The sequence below is a fragment of the Ralstonia sp. Ralssp135 genome (assembly GCF_047304345.1).
Classification (GTDB): domain Bacteria; phylum Pseudomonadota; class Gammaproteobacteria; order Burkholderiales; family Burkholderiaceae; genus Ralstonia; species Ralstonia chuxiongensis.
Window position 1 is genome coordinate 78024 of the sequence record NZ_JBGLYZ010000005.1, and the last position, 17348, is coordinate 95371.

A 17348-nucleotide genomic window follows, 5' to 3' on the forward strand; every position below is an offset into this window, starting at 1 on the left:
TGACAGAACGCCGCATGGCCGATGTGCCTTCGCAGGACCATTTGTTGCGAGACTGTGGGCGTTAGCGCCTTCTAGAATGAAGACCAATTCCACAAAAACGCCGTTTATGACCTTGCACCGACACTCCGCCTGGCTGCGCCTGATTGCCCTGCTTGCGCTGGTGGCCGGCCTATGCCTGAGCCCCGCCTCGCGCGCGGCAGACAATGCGCAGGGCCTGCGCGACAAATATCAGAGCGTGGCGTCCCAGTTGGCTGACAACCCGTTCCACCGCCCGCTGGCGTTGGAATCCACCGAGACGCCCACCATGCTCCAGGGCGACATTTACAGCGTGGTCGATTACCCGTTCGCTACGGTGAGTGGTGCGTTGAGTGACGCGACGCAAGGCCCCGGCAACTGGTGCGACGTGCTGATCCTGCACCTGAACATCAAGTATTGCCGCGCCGGGTCCGGGCCCCGTGGCACCGTGCTCGACGTGAATTTGGGTCGCAAGGTTGAGCAGAGCTTGTCGGCCAGCTATCGGCTGGAATTCAACTACCGCCCCGTTGCAAGCAGCGCAGATTACTTTCGCGTGGAACTGAATGCCGAGTCCGGCCCGTTCAGCACGAAGGATTACCGCATCATGCTGGAGGCCATTCCGGCCCCGGCCGGCGGCAATCGCACCTTTCTGCATCTGACGTACTCGTACGGTTATGGCACCGCAGGGCGGCTGGCCATGCGCACGTATCTGGGCACGGTCGGCAGCGACAAGGTGGGTTTTACAAAGACGGCAGAATCCTCAGCCACCGCACCTGAATATGTGGGCGGTGTGCGAGGCTTGCTTGAGCGCAACACCATGCGCTACTACCTCGCCATCGATGCCTATCTGAAGGCGTTGTCGGCGCCGCCCGACAAGCGCCTGCAGCAGCGGCTGAACACGTGGTTCAACGCGACCGAGCAATACCCGCGCCAGTTGCATGAAGTCGAGCGCCAGGACTACCTGCAGATGAAGCGCCACGAAGTCGAGCGCCAGCAGACGGCGCAGTAACGCTTCAGGCGGGCCGGTAGACCTTGGCAAAGCGCTGCGCCTGCACGACCCCGTAGTCGCCCGGGGCGTATTGGAGCACCCAGTCACCGGCCTGGCCGTGCAGCACATCGCCGGCTTCGGAGCGTGCCATCGAGAACGCTTCGCTCATCTGCCTGGCAAGCACCACGCTCGGGCGGTTGCGATAAGCGCCGGCCTGCCCATGTGCGAGCGCCGCATCGGCGGGAACGTACTTCGCATCGAAACGTTCGCGCGAGACCACCCAGCGGTCGCCCGTTGAACCGGTGATCAGCGCATCGCCGGGAGCATAGCGGTTGGGGCCTTCGAGGCTCATCAGCTCGCCGGCTTCGGCGGCAAAGTCGACGTGGACGGTCTCGTCCTTGACGAAGGGGCGGGCGGCGGGGTCCGTGCGTAGGTCGACGTGTTGCAGCGTGGGCATGAGGTGACGCAAAGGCGATGAAAGCGAGGTGGGGCGGAAGGCCGTAAGCGTAGCGCAAATGGCACCGCTACAGCGTGGTGGGATTGCCGTTGCGGCTGCTTTACAGCATCTTGTGGCGTGTCGGTAGTCCGATCGTGCGCGATTTTGCCCAGACAGCATTCGCTGAATGACACCGGCTTCTTTCGTCGATGTCTCACACCAAGGATTCCATCGTGAACGCACGTGAACCCCACAAGCCATCCCAACTGACCGATCTCGATATGGCACTGTTGCGCCAGGCGATTGTGGTGGCCGACGACGCACGCAAGCGCGGCCGTCATCCGTTCGGCGCACTGGTGGCCGATGAACACGGCAACGTGATCGCCAGCGCGGGCAACAACTCGATGCCGCCCGAAGGCGACCCCACGCAGCATGCCGAGCTGGCGGCCGCGGCGGCAGCGGCCAGGATCCTGTCGCCCGAGCAGCTTGCGCGTTGCACGCTGTACACCAGTGCCGAGCCTTGCTGCATGTGCTCGGGCGCCATCTACTGGTGCAACATCGGCCGCGTGGTCTATGCGTTGTCGGAGCACCGTCTGCTGACGCTTACGGGCGACCACCCAGAAAACCCGACGTTCTCGCTGCCATGCCGCGAGGTGTTTGTACGCGGCCAGCGCCAAATCGACGTGCACGGCCCGCTCATCGAAGACGAAGCCGCGCAATCGCACATCGGCTTCTGGGGGTGAGCGCCATGAACGTTCAAGATCGTCATGCTTTGTAGGGGCGTGTAAGCAACGGCGATAGAGCGATGGGCCGATCGCGCGCACAAGACCGCAGCTCAATTTTGCGGGGTGCGCATGCTCATCGATCGGTCCGTCATCGCTACGTACAAGCCCGACGCGCTGCAAGACACGATCGTCGACATGGAAGGCTGGGCGATGCCGCTTGACGCTGACCCGTCAGTCGAGACCGGCCAGATTCTGGGCGGCAACTACCGGCGCGTGTTCGAGGCGACGGTGGGTTGACCGGGGCCCGTGCTCTTTCTCACGGGCCAACGCGTGGTACGCAAGCGCTATAGGGCAGAAGCGATGGCGCCCATAGAGTGGTCTCGCCCTCTGCGGTTTGCTGTCTGTCGGGGGCATTTCTTTCACTCTTTGCGGAGCCCACCATGCCCCAAGCATTGCGCATCTATCAACTGGAATTCACCCAGAACAACGTCTCGGCCGGCAGCCTGCATACCAATCTGCAGACGTACGCTGCGCCCATCGCCCTGAGTGATCAGCGTTTCATCGTCGGTATTCGGCTGAACGAGCGCGGACTCCGCGATCTGCTCGGACACTTCTACTCCAATGGCCCCGCCATCATGCGTGTCGAGCACACCGACCGAGATGACTACGACCGCGCCGTCTGGACGCAGATCAACAACATCGTGAACAACGCCACCAATGCCAACATTGAGGTCGATTGGTAGGCTTGGAACCGGGCAGCGGTGCCCGGCCGATGATGGCGCGGACGTAGTAGAAGATCGTGGCGCGTGCATGCGGGTGGGTGAGCGCGCCAGCCTAGACGTCCGCCCGCCGTCCGGTCAATGCCGCATGCGCGCGCGGTAGCGGACATTGGCGGTGTGATTGGCGTGTGGCCCAATACGGCGGATCTTCCCAATCTCGATGCCATGGCGATGGGCATCAAGCGCATGGCCGATGTGGTGGGCGTGGCGCACGTGGGGCTGGGCACCGACATGCTCGGTTTTATCCGACCGCCGGTGTTCACCGGTTACGCGCAGTTGCCGACGCTGGCCCCGGCGCTGCTGAAAGCGGGGCTCACTTCAGTGGAAACGGGCCAGATTCTGGGTGGCAATTACCGGCGCGTGTTCGAGGCGACGGTGGGTTGATCGTGGCCCGCAGGGCGCCAGGCAATGACGCCTTGCGGGCCCGATCACCGCACTTCCCCGTGTGTGCCCTGCGTTGCTGCGTTCCTGCGTATTAGCGGTCGTACTCGACCGACGTGGTGAAGTTCAGATCCAGCGGGTCTGCCCACGACATGTTGGTGAACGACATGTCTTGCGCGCCAGACCAACCCGTCACGGCGGGGAAGGCCACCCCCTGATCACCCGCCACATTCACGGTAAGCGTGGTCCCGGGCGCTGCCGGTGCGGCGCGGCCCACACCGTTCACGAACACCGTCGACTGGCCCGACATCGTGGAACGGATCTGCACGTTGACGCGCTTCACGAATGGCACGCCCGCCTTGGTCGTCCACGTGACGGGCAAGGTGGCGCCGCCAGCAAACGTTGATGCCGTGCCCGGGGTGAGGATGTCGCGCGTGGTCTGCGAGATGTCTTGCCACGTGTATTGACGCAGCGCATCGGGCGAGGGCGACGGCGTGCGCAGCCGCACCGTGTACGTCTTGGACGGCTGGCTCGTAACACCGCCCTGATAGATGGCGATCGTGTAAGCGCTGAACGGCGTGATGGTCGCCAGCTCCGATGCCGTCAGTTGCGGTTTGGCCCAGGCCGTGTTGTTGCGCGGTGCATCGCCGGGCCACGTGAAGCTGCCCTGGTTGGCCGGGTCCTGTGCCACGCCTGCCAGGCGGAAGTTATTGCGGCAGGAGCTTTGCTTGGCAAGCAGAGCGAGTTGCGCCGGGGTCTGGCTCGCGCCAACCTGCGCACGGATATTCAGCGTGTCGCACGTGCCCGAAGACGGCTGCAGGAACACGCCATTGCGCAGGCCGGGCCCCGTAACAATCGCAAAGTCGACCGGCGTGCCGGCCGCATCCGCGATGCCCACCTGCATGTTGATCGAATCGACAAACGCGTTGGTGCCCGTCATTGCGGTGGCGCTGTTCAGCCAGTCCCACTTCTGCGCGTTGGCGTTGACTTTCGTGAACACGGCGCGCTGGTTGCCGACGATGCGCCAGCCGTTGTCGCCGCTGGCGCGTGAGGCAGGTTGTACCGCCACTTGCACGTGCTGCTGCATGCCGTCGCGAAGGCCATCGGCGCGGGTCCAGGCGAGCTTGACCCACAACGTGTCACCGCTGCTGGATGCTATGCGGATGATCTCCGGCAGGCTGAAGCTTGCGTTGTTCATCGCGTCGTCGGCAAACAGGCCCGGATTGCCCCCGCCCGATGCCGGGCCGAACTCCTGGTCAGCCGTCATGCCGTTGTTCAGGTAGGCCGACGGCACGCCGTTGATGAGCGCGCCATTGGCCACGTCATCCACGAAGATCTGGCCGCAAACGGGCACGCTGCCGCCCGTGCGCGCCGCACCCGTCGAACCGGCAAAGCACTGGTTCAGCGCAGTTTGCAGCGCAGCAAGGTCCGAGGCGGTCGGCAGGTTGGCGACGGGGTTGCCATTGATGGTCGCCACGCTGGGCAGGCTCGCCTTGTCGCTAGGCTGGGGCGCTACACCCGGCGCGAGCTGCAATTGCGCTGGCGTATCGCTCGACGCGCCTGCCACGGAGCTGATCTGCACGCTGCCGTCCGGCAGCACGTTTACCTTCAGCTGGTCTAGCAGGCGGTCGAGACCCGGTGCGCCGGCCGTCAACGGGCCGGAGATCAGATCCACCCCGGTGTTGCCGGTGGCGGCCAGCAGGTCGGCCAGGGCGGCGGCATAGGCGGCCACCGTGCTCGAGACGGTTTGCGCAGTCACCTTGCTCTGCAGCAGGCCCGTGTTGCCCAGGAGCTTGCTCGGGTTGTCGCCCACGATGGTGGCGGCAATGGCATTGGTGATGGGCGTGATGTTGATTGTCTGGCTGCCGGCACTGGCGGACAGCGCGATCAGCGTGGCTTGCGAGTCGGCCACGTTGCCGGCCGCCGACAGCACGAACGGCGCGGTAAGGCCCGTGACCGTGCACTGGAAAGCCCCCGTGGTGGCATTGGCCGGGCAGTCGACCGACTTGCCGGCTGCATCCATCAGCGTGACCGTCGCGCCCTGCATGGCCGCGCCCGTGGCGGCAACGCCGCTGACGGTCTGTGCTGCCGGAACGTTGGTGCCGGGCGATGTGCTGGCGCTGCTGCCGGAATCGCTGCCGCCGCAGCCCGACAGGGCAAGCGTGGCCAGTGCGATTGCAATGGGGGTGAGTTTCATGGAGTCCTCCGCTGGATCGTGGGTGCGCCGTGCATGCGACGCCGTTATTCGGCACGGAGATTCTCAAGTCGGCACTATGCGCCCGCATCATTCATTTGGAGGAAAGCGTCGCCAAATGAATGATGTTGAGCACCGCACGCGCGTGCTAAGTTATGTGCCCATAACATCACCGCAGCCACTTGGTTTTCACAGAGTGAGCATGGCGGGCGCCAAGGCCAGACAGCCATCCTTCGGGGGAGGGACGCGTGCTCAAAGACCAGCTTATTGGTGATCTGTACGAAGCTGCGGTAACGCAGGAAGGGTTTCTGGACGTGTTCCAGGGCGTGACCGAATCGCTTGGTGCCGACCTGTTCCACATGTTCAGTTGGGACGCCGTGCGCAATGCACCTCAGCTTTCGGTTTACTCCCCGAAGCAGGGGCTGGACGACACCATCGGGCTGTACGACAGGTACTACGGCGCACTGGACCCCCGGCGCGGTTTTGTCGAACGTGCGAGCGTGCGCGAGTTTGCCTTCTGCCAGGATTACCTGTCCGATGCGTATGTTGAGCGCAGCGAATTCTTCCAGGACTATCAAATCCCTGCGGGTTTCCGTTACCTGATGGGCGTGCGCCTGGAGCGCCCCGGCAGCAGCGACATCCTGCTCGGCATGTTGCGCGCACACGGCCGGACGCCCTTTTCCGACGAGGATCGTTTCAACGCTGCCGGCATGACCGACCACCTGCAGCGCACGATCAACCTCTGGCGGGATACACGCGTGCTGCATCGCGATGCAGCGCTCGGCGCCGAACTGATGGAGCAGCTTGGCCTGGCCGTATTCGCGCTCGGGCGGGACCAGCGCGTGCTGTTTGCCAATGCGCAAGCCGAAGCGTTGCTGCGCGCATCAACTTGCCTGCGGCTGGAGCACGGTCGGCTGATAGCCGCGTTTGCTGCCGACAACGATGGCCTGCAAGCCGCGCTGGCGCGGGTGGCAAAGTCACGCAAGGGCGAGAGCTTTGCTGTGCGGCCGGCGCTTGGGGCGCCACACGAGATCTTTCTCGGCATCTCGCAATTGCCCGCCAATGCCGCGCATGCCGCGTTTGGCGATGCCGCCATGCTGGTCACGGCCCGGCGCAAGGGCGATGCCGCTCCGGTGACAGCCATGCAGCTGCGCCAGGCGTTCGGTCTGTCAGCGGCAGAGGCAGCGGTGGGCGAAGCACTGATCGCCGGCAAGACACCCGACGAATATGCGGCCGACGCCAATGTCGCCATGTCGACCGTGCGCTCGCAACTGCGGGCCATCTTCGAGAAGACCTGCACGCGCTCCCAGGCAGAAGCCGTGGGAACGATGCTTTGGGTGCTGTCGCAGCGCAGGCCGCAAGGCTAGGCGAGCGTCAAGAAAGCACCGGGCGGAAGAAGCTGCGCTCGTAGCTGACGATGCAGCCGGTTTCTTCGGCGTACTGGATGGCCGCCATGCAATCGGGGTCGGCCTTGGCGCGCTCGCGATAGACCTCGTAGGTCGCCAGACTCGGGAACGAGAATAAGGCCAGCGCGACGTTGTTCGCCCCTTCCGATGGGAGAAAGTAGCCGTGGTGCTGGCCGCCGAATTTCTCGACGAGCGGAATCCACATCTTTCCGTAGGCTTCGAATTCGACAAGCCGTGCCGGGTTGATGATGTAGCGGAGGTAGCAGGTGATCATGGCGCGTGTGGTGAGGTCGGGAGCGCGCCAGCCTAAACGCCCGCCCGCGGTCCGGTCAATGCCATATGCGGGCGGCGTGCTCAGTAGTACCGCAGTTCTGTCGCCTTGCCGTGGAACACCTTGTACGAATAGATCGTGTAGCCGACGATGGTTGGCAGCACAATCGCCACGCCCACCAGCATGAACTCCAGCGATTCCGGCGCACTGGCGGCCTGCCAGATGTCGAGCCTGTCCACCACGAGATACGGAAAGAGGCTGTAGGCCAGGCCATTGAAGGCCAGCAGGAAGATGGCGCCGGTGCCGACAAACGGCGCCCAGATCAGGTGTTCGTCACCCTTGGCAATCTGCTGTGGCAGGCGGCGCAGTACCCAGTCGATCAGCAGGAACAGCACGATCGTCACCAGCGGCACGGGCGCCAGCAGGATGATGTTCGGCAGCGCAAACCACTTGTCGAACACGCGTGTGCTGACCCACGGCGTTGCCAGCGACACGGCGGCCACGCCCAGCGCGGTGAACCACAGGCTGCCGCGAGCCCACTGCACCGCGCGCAATTGCAGCGCACCTTCGGTCTTCATGATGAGCCACGTGGCGCCCAGCAGCAGGTAGCCGGCAATCAGGCCGCCCGCCGTGCAGATCGCAAAGATGACGTTGGCTGCGTCGTACTGGAAGCCTGTGATGTACAGCCCGAGCATCAGACCCTGCGCTGCGGTGGCGATGACCGAGCCGGCATAGAACGCGCGGTTCCACCACGGCTTGTGGTGCGCGCGCGCCTTGACGCGAAAGTCGAATGCCACGCCACGCAGGATGAGGCCGAACAGCATCAGTGCCACCGGCAAATACAACGCGCCCAGGATCTCGCCATGTGCAGCCGGAAACGCCACCAGCAGCAGCCCGACCCCGAGCACGAGCCAGGTTTCGTTGGCGTCCCAGAACGGGCCGATGGAGGCGATCATCGTGTCTTTTTCGGCGTCGTCGGCGCGGCGCAGCAGGATGCCGACGCCCAGGTCGTACCCGTCGAGCACAACATAGGCGAGCACGGCAATGCCCATCAGGGCCATGAAGACCATCGGCAGCCAGCCGGCGGGTTGGGTGAGGTCAGGGATGGTGCTCATGCGTGGCTCGCGAGGGGCGAAGAAAGTTGAGAGGTGTGCTTGGCTGGGATATCGGCATCCGTCGGATCGATGGCACCGCCGGCCTTCCGGGCCAGATAGAAGACCACGCCGATGTAGGAGGCGATGAGGAACGCGTACAGCGCGAGATACATCGCCAGCGTGCTGCCGATCATCCGCGCGGGCACGGACGACGCAGCTTGCGCGGTGGTCAGCAAGCCGTAGACGAGCCACGGTTGCCGGCCGATCTCGGTAACGTACCAGCCGGCCACCACGGCCACCCAGCCTGAGAACGTCATGGCGACGAGGGCGCGTGCCAGCCAGTTCGGTAGTTCACCATTGCGGCGGAGGCGCCAGGCGCTGGTCCACGACACCGCCAGCATTAGCAGCCCGACGCCCACCATCAGGCGGAAGGCGAAGAACACCGGCAGCACGGGCGGGTGCTGGTCGAACTGGTCGAGCCCCCGCACCTCGCCGTCGAGCGAATGCGTGAGATACAGCGACGCCAACTTCGGCACCGCAATCTCGTAGCGGTTGCTGTGCGAAGCCGCATCGGGAATGCCGAACAGCACGGCGGGCACGCCACGTTCGGTTTGCCAGATGCCTTCCATCGCGGCCAGCTTGGCCGGTTGATGCTCCAGCGTGTTGAGACCGTGCGCGTCGCCGGCGGCAATCTGCAGCGGGATCAGCATCGCCGCGAGCACCACGCCTGTCTTGAGCGCCGCACGCACATCGCCACCGCGGTCATTGCGCAGCCAGCGGTAGGCCGATACCCCCGCCAGCAGGAATGACACCGTCAGCCCCGAGGCCAGCAGCATGTGCGTGAACCGATACGGGAACGACGGGTTGAAGATGATCGCCAGCCAGCTTTGCGGATGTGCGCGGCCGTCGATCATCACGTAGCCGGCGGGTGTCTGCATCCACGAGTTGAGCGCGATGATCCAGAACACCGAGATGGTCGTGCCCAGCGCAACCAGGAACGTCGCGAATGTATGGATGCGCGGGCTCACGCGGCCTGTGCCGAACAGCATGATCCCGAGAAAGCTGGCCTCCAGAAAGAACGCGGTCAGCACTTCATACGCCAGCAGCGGCCCGGCGATGTTGCCGACGGTATTCATATAGCCGGGCCAGTTTGTGCCGAACTGAAAGCTCATCGTCACGCCGGACACCACGCCCAGCGCGAACGTCAATGCAAAGACCTTTACCCAAAGGCGATATGCGGCCATCCAGGCTTCGTTGCCGGTCTTGCGATAGCGCAGCTTGAAGAACAGCAGCACCCACGCAAGCGCGATGCTGATGGTGGGAAAGAGGATGTGGAACGTGATGTTGGCGCCAAACTGGATGCGCGCAAGGACAACGGGATCGAGCGACATGGTTTTTCTTGATACGGGGCTACTTCGATTTGCCGCCAACGACAACGGCAAGCTTGTTCTTCATCTCCAGCAGCTTGTGCACCTTGGAGCCCATCTTCATGAGTTGCTGCAACGAGTCGGCGTCGAGTTTCTGCACGTCGTCAAACCAGTTGGTCATGAGCGTGATGAGCTGGTACATCTCCTTCATGCGCGCCTGGGCGTGGCGGTCATCCGGATCGGTCGGGGATTCGAGCATCACGTCGCGCAGCAGCGAGAGCGTGGGATCGATCTCGCGCTTGCGGCGCTCCTCGGCCAGCGTGCGGAAGATGGTCCAGATGTCGTCCGGGGCGGAGAAATATTCGCGCCGGTCGCCCGGCTTGTGCGACAGCCGCACGAGCTTCCAAGACTCCAGCTCCTTCAGCCCGATGCTCACGTTCGAGCGAGAGAAGCCCAGCGCCTCGGCGATCTCGTCCGCGTTGATCGGCTCGCGCGCGGCGTAGAGCAGCGCGTAGATCTGCCCGACGGTGCGGTTGATGCCCCAGCGGCTGCCCATCTCGCCGAAATGCAGGACGAAGCGCTGTTTCAAGGGGGAGAGTTGCATTGTTTTGATCTTTCTCAATTTTTAGGAATTTCTGAAAGTTTAGCCCCCGTTGCCGCCCTTGGGATGCGACGCGCTGTCGCGGCGCGCGTGGGACGCTGCCCGCGGCCGAAGGCGCTCCAAGTGTGAGATTGGTTCACAAGAAAACGTGTGGCGCTTCAATATCGTGCTTTGTATCTTATTTTTCCGTCAACATTTAACGCAAATAAGGTATTACCGGACTCGGCGTGCAGAAGTCATCCGTGTCGCCTGCTGGCGGAAGCGAGGAACAAGGCGGGTAAAGCAGATAAGAATCATTTTCAAGAATGCAGTATCTGCTCGGGCAGGTGAATGGGTGTTGGCTGCAAAACTAGGTTATCGGGTCTTAATAAATCCAGTTATGTGCCGATAATCCGTTGCGAAGTAAATCATCAAAGGAGATCCCCCCATGCGTGTCAACGAACCTGTCACCCAGCGCGAATACGAGTTCCCGGACAACGCCACGCTCATGTCGACCACCGACACCCAAAGCTACATCGCCTATGCGAATGCAGCGTTTGTGGAGGTGAGCGGTTTTTCCCGCGAAGAAATTGAAGGCCAGCCACATAACATCGTGCGCCACCCCGATATGCCAACCGAGGCATTTGCCGATATGTGGGCCACGCTCAAAGCGGGGCAGCCATGGACGGCGCTGGTCAAGAACCGCCGCAAAGATGGCGACCATTATTGGGTGCGTGCCAACGCCACGCCCGTGGTGCGTAACGGACGGGCGAGCGGCTATATGTCGGTGCGCACCAAGCCCACGCGCGAGGAAATCGCCGCGGCCGAAGCGCTCTACAAGGATTTCCGCACCGGTCAGGCGGGCAGCCGCAAGTTTCACAAGGGCCTGATCGTGCGAACGGGCTTGATGGCCTGGCGTTCGGTGTTCCAACTGATGCCGGTGCGCTGGCGCATCCGGCTCACCTTCCTCACATTGCTGCCCGCGTTGCTGGCGGCGGCGTGGGCATTTGGTCTCTCCGGCGCGGCGCTCGGCGGTTTTGCCGGCGCGTTGCTCGTGGCGCTGGCGCTGGCCTCATGGTCATTGAAGGTGCAGATCGCCACGCCGCTTGAAAAGCTGCAGGAACTTGCGCTGAGCGTGGCCTCTGGCGAGAGCCGGAAAGTCGCCATCGCAGACCGCGTGGACGAGATCGGCATGACGTTGCGCACGATCAGCCAGCTCGGGCTGATGTTCCGCTGGTTGATCGACGATGTGGCCGAGCAGGTTGTCAACGTGCAGTCGGCCAGCCAGGAGATCGCCAAGGGCAACGGCGACATCAACACCCGCACCGAGCAGGCCGCCGCGAGCCTGGAAGAAACCTCCAGCTCCATGACGCAAATGACCGCCACGGTGGCCAGCAATGCAGAGACGGCGGGGCAGGCGAATACGCTGTCGGGCGCGGCCACGCAGGCGGCGGTCAACGGCGGCCGTGCCATGGAGCAGGTGGTGGCCACCATGGGCGCCATCACGCAGAGTGCCAAGCAGATTGCCGACATCATCGGCGTGATCGACAGCATTGCCTTCCAGACCAACATCCTGGCACTCAATGCCGCCGTGGAGGCCGCGCGTGCTGGCGAACAAGGTCGGGGTTTTGCCGTCGTGGCGGGCGAGGTGCGCGCGCTTGCGCAGCGCAGCGCGGGTGCAGCCAAGGAAATCAAGGAGCTGATCGGCACCAGCGTTGACAAGGTCGAATCGGGCGCGCGGCTGGTGGACGACGCCGGCAAGACCATGGACGACATCGTCGAGCAGGTCAAAAAGGTCTCCGCCATGATCGCCGACATCAGTCTGGCGACGGCGCAGCAGACCGACGGCATCACGCAGGTCAGCCAGGCGGTCAACCATCTGGATCAGGTCACGCAGGAGAACGCCACGCTGGTCGGCCAGAGCGCGGCGGCGGCCGAGGGCTTGCGCATTCAGGCCACGCGCCTGGTGGAGGCGGTGAACGTGTTCCGTTGAGCACGATGCAATTGCAAAAACCGTGTGAGCGCCACATCGCGATTGTGCTGTCTTCGCCTACTATGCCTGTGCGGTAACGTCCCTCAAAACGCACATTCTTTGGAGCGCGAACATGGCCTCACACGGTTTGATTGCCTGGTTGATCATTGGCGCGGTGGCGGGCTGGCTGGCCGGCATCCTGGTCAAGGGTGGCGGTTTCGGCATCTTCGTCGACATCGTGGTCGGCATCGTCGGTGCCTTCATCGGCGGATGGCTGGCTGGGGTGCTGGGCATCTCGCTGGGCGGCGGGTGGATCGGCTCGATCATCACGGCGGTGATCGGTGCGGTGATCCTGCTGTTCATCATTCGGCTGATCAAGCGCGCATAGCGCAAGGAAGCACCAGTCCCAAGAACGGCGGTGGATGGCAGTGTCATCCAACCGCCGGATTTCAACACGCACCCCATCACCTAGACTGGTTGAACCAAGGGCAGCCGCGCCGCGCCACAAGCGCCGGCACGGCCGGTACACGCTAACCCAGCGAGGCCACCATGTCTGACCAGCTCACCACCGCACCGCAAGAACTCTACGAAGGGTTCGAGATTCACGTTGTGCCAAGCCCGACGCGGGCAAACTCCACGCGCTACACCTACACCGGCTACGTGTGCCACCCGGGCGCCGATCCTCAGTTGCCCGGTCACGTCGTGCCCTTTCATGCTGACGGGGACGACACCTTCCGCAGCCCAGAAGAGGCCATGGAGGAAGCCGTGCACGTGGCGCGCAGCATTGTCGACGGCACGCATCCGGATCTGTCGGTGCTGTCGATCGTGACGCACGGCTACTGACGCCGATACCTACCGACATCTGGTCCGGCGGCTCCCTCAAATCGGTCCTGCACGTGATGCACCGGTCGCCATTGGCGGCCGCCGACGCATTTGCTGTGCCGCACCATCCCGAATCGCATCTGCACCGAAACCGTGCGATGCAGTGCTCGCGCATGAGGCACGCACCCCGGCCGATTTCGAGCTCATTTCCTGCAAACCGCGATAGCACAAGGCTTTGCGCGCCTGGCATACCTGTTGCATAGCAACATTGCGCGGGTCAAAGGCGATTCGTGCTCTTCGTGGTGAAGGCCCTGGTGCTCAGGGCTAATTGGACAACGGCGTCCCAGAACTCGGCTCTTGCAGCCCTGTTCTCGGACGCCTTTCTTTTTTTTGGCCCCTGATTGGGATTCAACATGACCGGCAAAGCCACCCGAATCGACCTGTTCAGCCTGCGTACGCCGCAGATGCGCGCCTTCCACCTGACGTGGCTCGCGTTCTTCGTGTGTTTCTACGCATGGTTTGCCTGCGCGCCGCTCATGCCGGTGCTCAAGGGCGAGTTCCACCTCACGCCCGGCCAGATCGCCAACATCAACATCGCCGCAGTGGCGGTGACGATCCTGGTGCGGTTGCTTGTCGGCCCGCTGTGCGATCGCTTTGGCCCGCGCAAGACCTATACCGGTTTGCTGCTGCTGGGGGCCATTCCGGTGCTGGGCGTGGCGCTCGCGCAAAGCTACGAAACCTTCCTCTTCTTCCGCCTGGCGATCGGCGCGATTGGCGCGAGCTTCGTCATCACGCAATACCACACGTCGGTCATGTTCGCGCCCAACGTGGTGGGCACGGCCAACGCGGCGGCGGCAGGTTGGGGCAATGCGGGCGGCGGTGTGGCACAAGGCACGATGCCGCTGCTGCTGACCGCCATCGTGATGATGGGCGTGACGCAGAGCATGGGCTGGCGCCTTGCCATGGTGGTGCCGGGCGTGGCGATGCTGATCGTCGCGGCGCTCTACTGGCGCTATACGCAGGACTGCCCGGAAGGCAACTACAGCGCGCTGCGCGCCGCCGGCAAGACCATCGAAGGCGGCAAGAAGGGCGGCTGGGGCAGCTTCGTGGCAGCCGCTGGCAACTATCGCGTGTGGCTGCTGTTCATCACCTACGGCGCGTGCTTTGGCGTGGAGATCTTCATCCACAACATCGCCGCCACCTATTACGTCGACCACTTTGGCCTGTCGCTGGCGGGCGCAGGCATGGCTGCGGCGAGCTTCGGTCTGCTGGCGCTGTTTGCACGCGCGCTGGGCGGCATCGTGTCGGACCGCGTGGCAGCCAAGCGTGGCCTGGATGCGCGTACTCAACTGCTGTGCTTGCTGATGGTGGGCGAGGGCCTGGGCCTGTTCGGTTTCGCCCATGCAGGAAGCGTGACGGTGGCGGTGCTCGCGATGCTCGGTTTCGGCCTGTTCACGCACATGGCGTGCGGCGCCACGTATGCGCTGGTGCCGTTCATTGACCGCCGCGCGCTGGGTGGCGTGGCCGGCATCATCGGCGCGGGCGGCAACGCCGGCGCGGTGGCGGCGGGCTTCCTGCTCAAGGGTATGGCCGACACGCAAGCCACGTTGTCGGTGCTCGGCGTGTTTGTGGCGCTGTCTGCCATCTGCGCGATTGCCGTGCGCTTCTCGCCGGAGCACAAGGCGCGCGAGCAAGCGCTGTACGACAACACGCTGGCCGCCGCCGCCAACGCCTAACGCAGTCAAGGAGACATCACCATGACCATGAAGATCGTCGTCATTGGCCACGGAATGGTGGGCCATAAGTTTCTGGAAAGCCTTCTGCACACACCGGGCCATCACCTTCAGGTGACGGTGCTGTGCGAAGAGCCGCGCCCCGCATACGACCGCGTGCACTTGTCGGAATTCTTTACGGGCAAGACGGCGGAAGATCTCTCGCTCGTGGCCCCGGGCTTCTTTGACCGCGATGACGTGGTGCTCAAGCTCAACGCTCGCGCCACGGCCATCGACACCATTGCCAAAACGGTAACGGCCTCCACCGGCGAGGTGCTGTCGTATGACAAGCTGGTCATCGCTTCGGGCTCGTCGCCGTTTGTGCCGCCGGTGCCGGGCAAGGACCGCAAGGACTGCTTCGTCTATCGCACCATCGAAGACCTCGAAGCGATGGCCGAATGTGGCCAGCGTGCCAAGACGGGCGTCGTCATTGGTGGCGGCCTGCTGGGGCTCGAATGTGCCAAGGCGCTGCGTGACATGAACCTGCAAACGCACGTGGTCGAGTTTGCCGGCCGCCTGATGGCGATGCAGGTCGACGACGGCGGCGGCCGCATGCTGCGCAGGAAGATCGAAGACCTGGGCGTGACCGTTCACACGCAGAAGAACACCTCGGAGATCATCGACGGCGAAACGGCGACGCATCGCCTGAACTTTGCCGACGGCACGCATCTGGAAGCCGACATGGTCGTCTTCTCGGCCGGCATCCGCCCGCGTGATGAGCTGGCGCGCGCCTGCGGGCTGGAAGTGGGCGAACGCGGCGGCATCGTGATCGACTCCGAGTGCCGTACCTCGGCGCCGGACGTGTACGCGATTGGCGAATGCGCGCTGTGGGGCGGCAAGGTCTACGGCCTGGTCGCGCCGGGCTACGAGATGGCGCGCATCACCGCCAAGCAGATCCTGGCCGCCGACGAGGTGGCAGAGTTCAGCGGCGCCGACATGAGCACCAAGCTCAAGCTGATGGGCGTAGACGTCGCCAGCCTGGGCGATGCGCAAGGCATCACGCCGGGCAGCCGCAGCGTGCAGTTCACCGACGAGCGCAAGCAGATCTACAAGAAGCTGGTGGTGTCGGAAGACGGCAAGTACCTGCTGGGCGGCGTGCTTGTGGGCGATGCGGCTGAATACGGCACGCTGCTGCAGATGATGCTCAACCGCATTGAGCTGCCCGAGGCGCCGGAATTCCTGATCCTGCCGCAGGCCGATGGCAATGCGCGCCCCGCATTGGGCGTGGATGCGTTGCCCGATAGCGCGCAGATCTGCTCGTGCAACGATGTATCGAAGGGCGCGCTGTGCCAGGCGGTGTGCGCCGGCGCCACCACCGTGGGTGCGCTCAAGGACGCGACCAAGGCCGGCACTTCGTGCGGCGGCTGCGTGCCGCTCATGACGCAGGTGATGAAGGCCGAGATGAAGAAGCAAGGTCTGGCCGTCAACAACCACATCTGCGAGCACTTTCCGTATTCGCGCCAGGAGCTGTATCACCTGGTGCGCGTGGGCCGCATCCAGTCGTTCGAAGCATTGCTGGAAGCGCACGGCAGCGGTATGGGATGCGACATCTGCAAGCCGGCCGTCGCGAGCATCCTCGCCTCGTGCTGGAACGACTTCGTGCTCAAGAAAGAGCACGCCGGCCTGCAGGATTCCAACGACTACTTCCTCGCCAACATCCAGAAGGATGGGACGTACTCGGTGGTGCCGCGCATGGCGGGCGGCGAAGTGACGGCAGATGGCCTGATCGCCGTGGGGCAGGTCGCCAAGAAATACGGCCTGTACACCAAGATCACCGGCGGCCAGCGTGTCGACCTGTTCGGCGCGCGTCTGGAGCAGTTGCCGCTGATCTGGGAAGAGCTGATTGCGGCCGGCTTCGAGTCGGGCCATGCCTATGGCAAGTCGCTGCGCACGGTGAAGTCGTGCGTGGGCTCCACATGGTGCCGGTATGGCGTGGGCGATTCGGTTGGCTTTGCGGTGGCGTTGGAGAACCGCTACAAGGGGTTGCGCTCGCCGCACAAGCTGAAGTTTGGCGTGTCGGGCTGCACGCGCGAATGTGCCGAAGCGCAAGGCAAAGACGTCGGCATCATCGCTACCGAAAAAGGCTGGAACCTGTATGTGTGCGGCAACGGCGGCATGAAACCCCGTCATGCCGAACTGCTGGCGGCAGACCTCGACCAGGAAACGCTCATCAAGTATGTCGACCGCTTCCTGATGTTCTACGTGCGCACGGCCGACCGCCTGCAACGCACCAGCACGTGGCGCGACAACCTGGAAGGCGGCCTGGATTACCTCAAGGACGTGGTCATCAACGACAAGCTGGGCATCGTGGCGGAACTCGAAGCCGACATGCAGCACGTGGTCGATACCTATCAGGACGAATGGAAGACGGCCGTGACCAACCCCGAAGTGCGCAAGCGCTTCCGTCACTTCGTCAACAGCGAAGCGAAGGATGCGAATGTCGTCTTTGTCGAGGAGCGCGGCCAGATCCGCCCTGCCACGGTGGAAGAGCGTGCCAAGACGCGGCCCGTGCGCATTCCTGTTGTTGCCGAAGCTGCTTGAGCCTG

17 protein-coding genes are annotated in these 17348 nt (G+C 63.8%); 11 read left to right on the forward strand and 6 right to left on the reverse strand.

Translation table 11 applies throughout. From position 1 onward, the window contains the following. Positions 1-106 precede the first annotated feature (106 nt). Positions 107-1024, forward strand: a complete 918-nt coding sequence (locus ACCD03_RS06130; protein ID WP_316674801.1) for a hypothetical protein — start codon at positions 107-109, stop codon at positions 1022-1024. Positions 1025-1028: 4 nt separating this feature from the next. Here ACCD03_RS06130 and ACCD03_RS06135 read toward each other — a convergent pair whose 3' ends face one another. After that, positions 1029-1460 carry a PGDYG domain-containing protein gene (locus tag ACCD03_RS06135; RefSeq protein WP_413411100.1) on the reverse strand — a complete coding sequence of 144 codons (432 nt, stop codon included), beginning with the start codon at positions 1458-1460 and terminating at the stop codon, positions 1029-1031. Positions 1461-1720: 260 nt separating this feature from the next. Between ACCD03_RS06135 and ACCD03_RS06140 the strand changes: the two genes are divergently transcribed. The 4 genes from ACCD03_RS06140 (at position 1721) to ACCD03_RS06155 (ending at position 3327) form a co-directional block, all read left to right on the forward strand. Further along, positions 1721-2182 (forward strand): deaminase, encoded by a 462-nt coding sequence (locus tag ACCD03_RS06140; RefSeq protein ID WP_413411170.1) that lies wholly within the window; start codon positions 1721-1723, stop codon positions 2180-2182. Positions 2183-2293: 111 nt separating this feature from the next. Next, complete coding sequence (locus ACCD03_RS06145) at positions 2294-2461, forward strand: hypothetical protein (protein WP_156158324.1); 168 nt, start codon at positions 2294-2296, stop codon at positions 2459-2461. 143 nt (positions 2462-2604) lie between these two features. Then, positions 2605-2907, forward strand: a complete 303-nt coding sequence (locus ACCD03_RS06150; protein WP_024978550.1) for a hypothetical protein — start codon at positions 2605-2607, stop codon at positions 2905-2907. Positions 2908-3024: 117 nt separating this feature from the next. Continuing rightward, a complete protein-coding gene (locus ACCD03_RS06155; RefSeq protein WP_316674795.1) occupies positions 3025-3327 on the forward strand; it encodes a membrane dipeptidase in 303 nt (100 codons plus the stop codon). 91 nt (positions 3328-3418) lie between these two features. Here the strand turns inward: ACCD03_RS06155 and ACCD03_RS06160 are convergent, their stop codons facing one another. Further along, on the reverse strand, positions 3419-5521 hold the full coding sequence (locus tag ACCD03_RS06160; RefSeq protein WP_413411101.1) for a hypothetical protein: 2103 nt from the start codon (positions 5519-5521) through the stop codon (positions 3419-3421). A gap of 245 nt (positions 5522-5766) precedes the next feature. Here ACCD03_RS06160 and ACCD03_RS06165 point away from each other — a divergent pair, with 245 nt between their 5' ends. Further along, positions 5767-6885 carry a helix-turn-helix transcriptional regulator gene (locus ACCD03_RS06165; protein WP_413411102.1) on the forward strand — a complete coding sequence of 373 codons (1119 nt, stop codon included), beginning with the start codon at positions 5767-5769 and terminating at the stop codon, positions 6883-6885. A 7-nt stretch (positions 6886-6892) separates the two neighbouring features. Here ACCD03_RS06165 and ACCD03_RS06170 read toward each other — a convergent pair whose 3' ends face one another. The 4 genes from ACCD03_RS06170 to ACCD03_RS06185 all read right to left on the reverse strand — a co-directional run bounded on the left by ACCD03_RS06170 (position 6893) and on the right by ACCD03_RS06185 (position 10260). After that, the gene (locus tag ACCD03_RS06170) at positions 6893-7198 is read right to left on the reverse strand and encodes an NIPSNAP family protein (RefSeq protein WP_413411103.1); all 306 of its coding nucleotides are present in this window, start codon (positions 7196-7198) and stop codon (positions 6893-6895) included. Between the two features lie 80 nt (positions 7199-7278). Further along, the gene (locus tag ACCD03_RS06175) at positions 7279-8310 is read right to left on the reverse strand and encodes a cytochrome d ubiquinol oxidase subunit II (protein WP_413411104.1); all 1032 of its coding nucleotides are present in this window, start codon (positions 8308-8310) and stop codon (positions 7279-7281) included. Further along, on the reverse strand, positions 8307-9680 hold the full coding sequence (locus ACCD03_RS06180) for a cytochrome ubiquinol oxidase subunit I (RefSeq protein WP_413411105.1): 1374 nt from the start codon (positions 9678-9680) through the stop codon (positions 8307-8309). The genes ACCD03_RS06175 and ACCD03_RS06180 overlap by 4 nt, the downstream gene beginning before the upstream one ends. Positions 9681-9699: 19 nt before the next feature. Beyond that, positions 9700-10260, reverse strand: coding sequence for a GbsR/MarR family transcriptional regulator (locus tag ACCD03_RS06185; protein ID WP_253534765.1), 561 nt, complete (start codon positions 10258-10260; stop codon positions 9700-9702). 424 nt (positions 10261-10684) lie between these two features. Between ACCD03_RS06185 and ACCD03_RS06190 the strand changes: the two genes are divergently transcribed. From ACCD03_RS06190 to nirB, 5 genes are all read left to right on the forward strand, one after another. Then, positions 10685-12229, forward strand: a complete 1545-nt coding sequence (locus tag ACCD03_RS06190) for a methyl-accepting chemotaxis protein (RefSeq protein ID WP_413411106.1) — start codon at positions 10685-10687, stop codon at positions 12227-12229. 112 nt (positions 12230-12341) lie between these two features. Beyond that, positions 12342-12596, forward strand: coding sequence for a GlsB/YeaQ/YmgE family stress response membrane protein (locus ACCD03_RS06195; protein WP_004627540.1), 255 nt, complete (start codon positions 12342-12344; stop codon positions 12594-12596). Positions 12597-12757: 161 nt separating this feature from the next. After that, positions 12758-13051 (forward strand): hypothetical protein, encoded by a 294-nt coding sequence (locus ACCD03_RS06200; RefSeq protein WP_252694309.1) that lies wholly within the window; start codon positions 12758-12760, stop codon positions 13049-13051. A gap of 392 nt (positions 13052-13443) precedes the next feature. Continuing rightward, positions 13444-14766 (forward strand): MFS transporter, encoded by a 1323-nt coding sequence (locus ACCD03_RS06205; RefSeq protein ID WP_413411107.1) that lies wholly within the window; start codon positions 13444-13446, stop codon positions 14764-14766. Between the two features lie 21 nt (positions 14767-14787). Next, positions 14788-17343, forward strand: a complete 2556-nt coding sequence (gene nirB / locus ACCD03_RS06210; RefSeq protein ID WP_325652296.1) for a nitrite reductase large subunit NirB — start codon at positions 14788-14790, stop codon at positions 17341-17343. Positions 17344-17348: the final 5 nt, after the last annotated feature.

What these genes read in the sequence shown, in the direction of transcription:
- ACCD03_RS06130 (WP_316674801.1), top strand. Translation starts at nt 107, where the DNA reads ATGACCTTGCACCGACACTCCGCCTGGCTGCGCCTGATTGCCCTGCTT.
- ACCD03_RS06140 (WP_413411170.1), top strand. Translation starts at nt 1,721, where the DNA reads ATGGCACTGTTGCGCCAGGCGATTGTGGTGGCCGACGACGCACGCAAG.
- ACCD03_RS06180 (WP_413411105.1), bottom strand. Translation starts at nt 9,680, where the DNA reads ATGTCGCTCGATCCCGTTGTCCTTGCGCGCATCCAGTTTGGCGCCAAC.
- ACCD03_RS06200 (WP_252694309.1), top strand. Translation starts at nt 12,758, where the DNA reads ATGTCTGACCAGCTCACCACCGCACCGCAAGAACTCTACGAAGGGTTC.
- ACCD03_RS06185 (WP_253534765.1), bottom strand. Translation starts at nt 10,260, where the DNA reads ATGCAACTCTCCCCCTTGAAACAGCGCTTCGTCCTGCATTTCGGCGAG.
- ACCD03_RS06205 (WP_413411107.1), top strand. Translation starts at nt 13,444, where the DNA reads ATGACCGGCAAAGCCACCCGAATCGACCTGTTCAGCCTGCGTACGCCG.
- ACCD03_RS06135 (WP_413411100.1), bottom strand. Translation starts at nt 1,460, where the DNA reads ATGCCCACGCTGCAACACGTCGACCTACGCACGGACCCCGCCGCCCGC.
- ACCD03_RS06190 (WP_413411106.1), top strand. Translation starts at nt 10,685, where the DNA reads ATGCGTGTCAACGAACCTGTCACCCAGCGCGAATACGAGTTCCCGGAC.
- ACCD03_RS06145 (WP_156158324.1), top strand. Translation starts at nt 2,294, where the DNA reads ATGCTCATCGATCGGTCCGTCATCGCTACGTACAAGCCCGACGCGCTG.
- ACCD03_RS06150 (WP_024978550.1), top strand. Translation starts at nt 2,605, where the DNA reads ATGCCCCAAGCATTGCGCATCTATCAACTGGAATTCACCCAGAACAAC.
- ACCD03_RS06175 (WP_413411104.1), bottom strand. Translation starts at nt 8,310, where the DNA reads ATGAGCACCATCCCTGACCTCACCCAACCCGCCGGCTGGCTGCCGATG.
- ACCD03_RS06160 (WP_413411101.1), bottom strand. Translation starts at nt 5,521, where the DNA reads ATGAAACTCACCCCCATTGCAATCGCACTGGCCACGCTTGCCCTGTCG.
- ACCD03_RS06195 (WP_004627540.1), top strand. Translation starts at nt 12,342, where the DNA reads ATGGCCTCACACGGTTTGATTGCCTGGTTGATCATTGGCGCGGTGGCG.
- ACCD03_RS06155 (WP_316674795.1), top strand. Translation starts at nt 3,025, where the DNA reads ATGCCGCATGCGCGCGCGGTAGCGGACATTGGCGGTGTGATTGGCGTG.
- nirB (WP_325652296.1), top strand. Translation starts at nt 14,788, where the DNA reads ATGACCATGAAGATCGTCGTCATTGGCCACGGAATGGTGGGCCATAAG.
- ACCD03_RS06170 (WP_413411103.1), bottom strand. Translation starts at nt 7,198, where the DNA reads ATGATCACCTGCTACCTCCGCTACATCATCAACCCGGCACGGCTTGTC.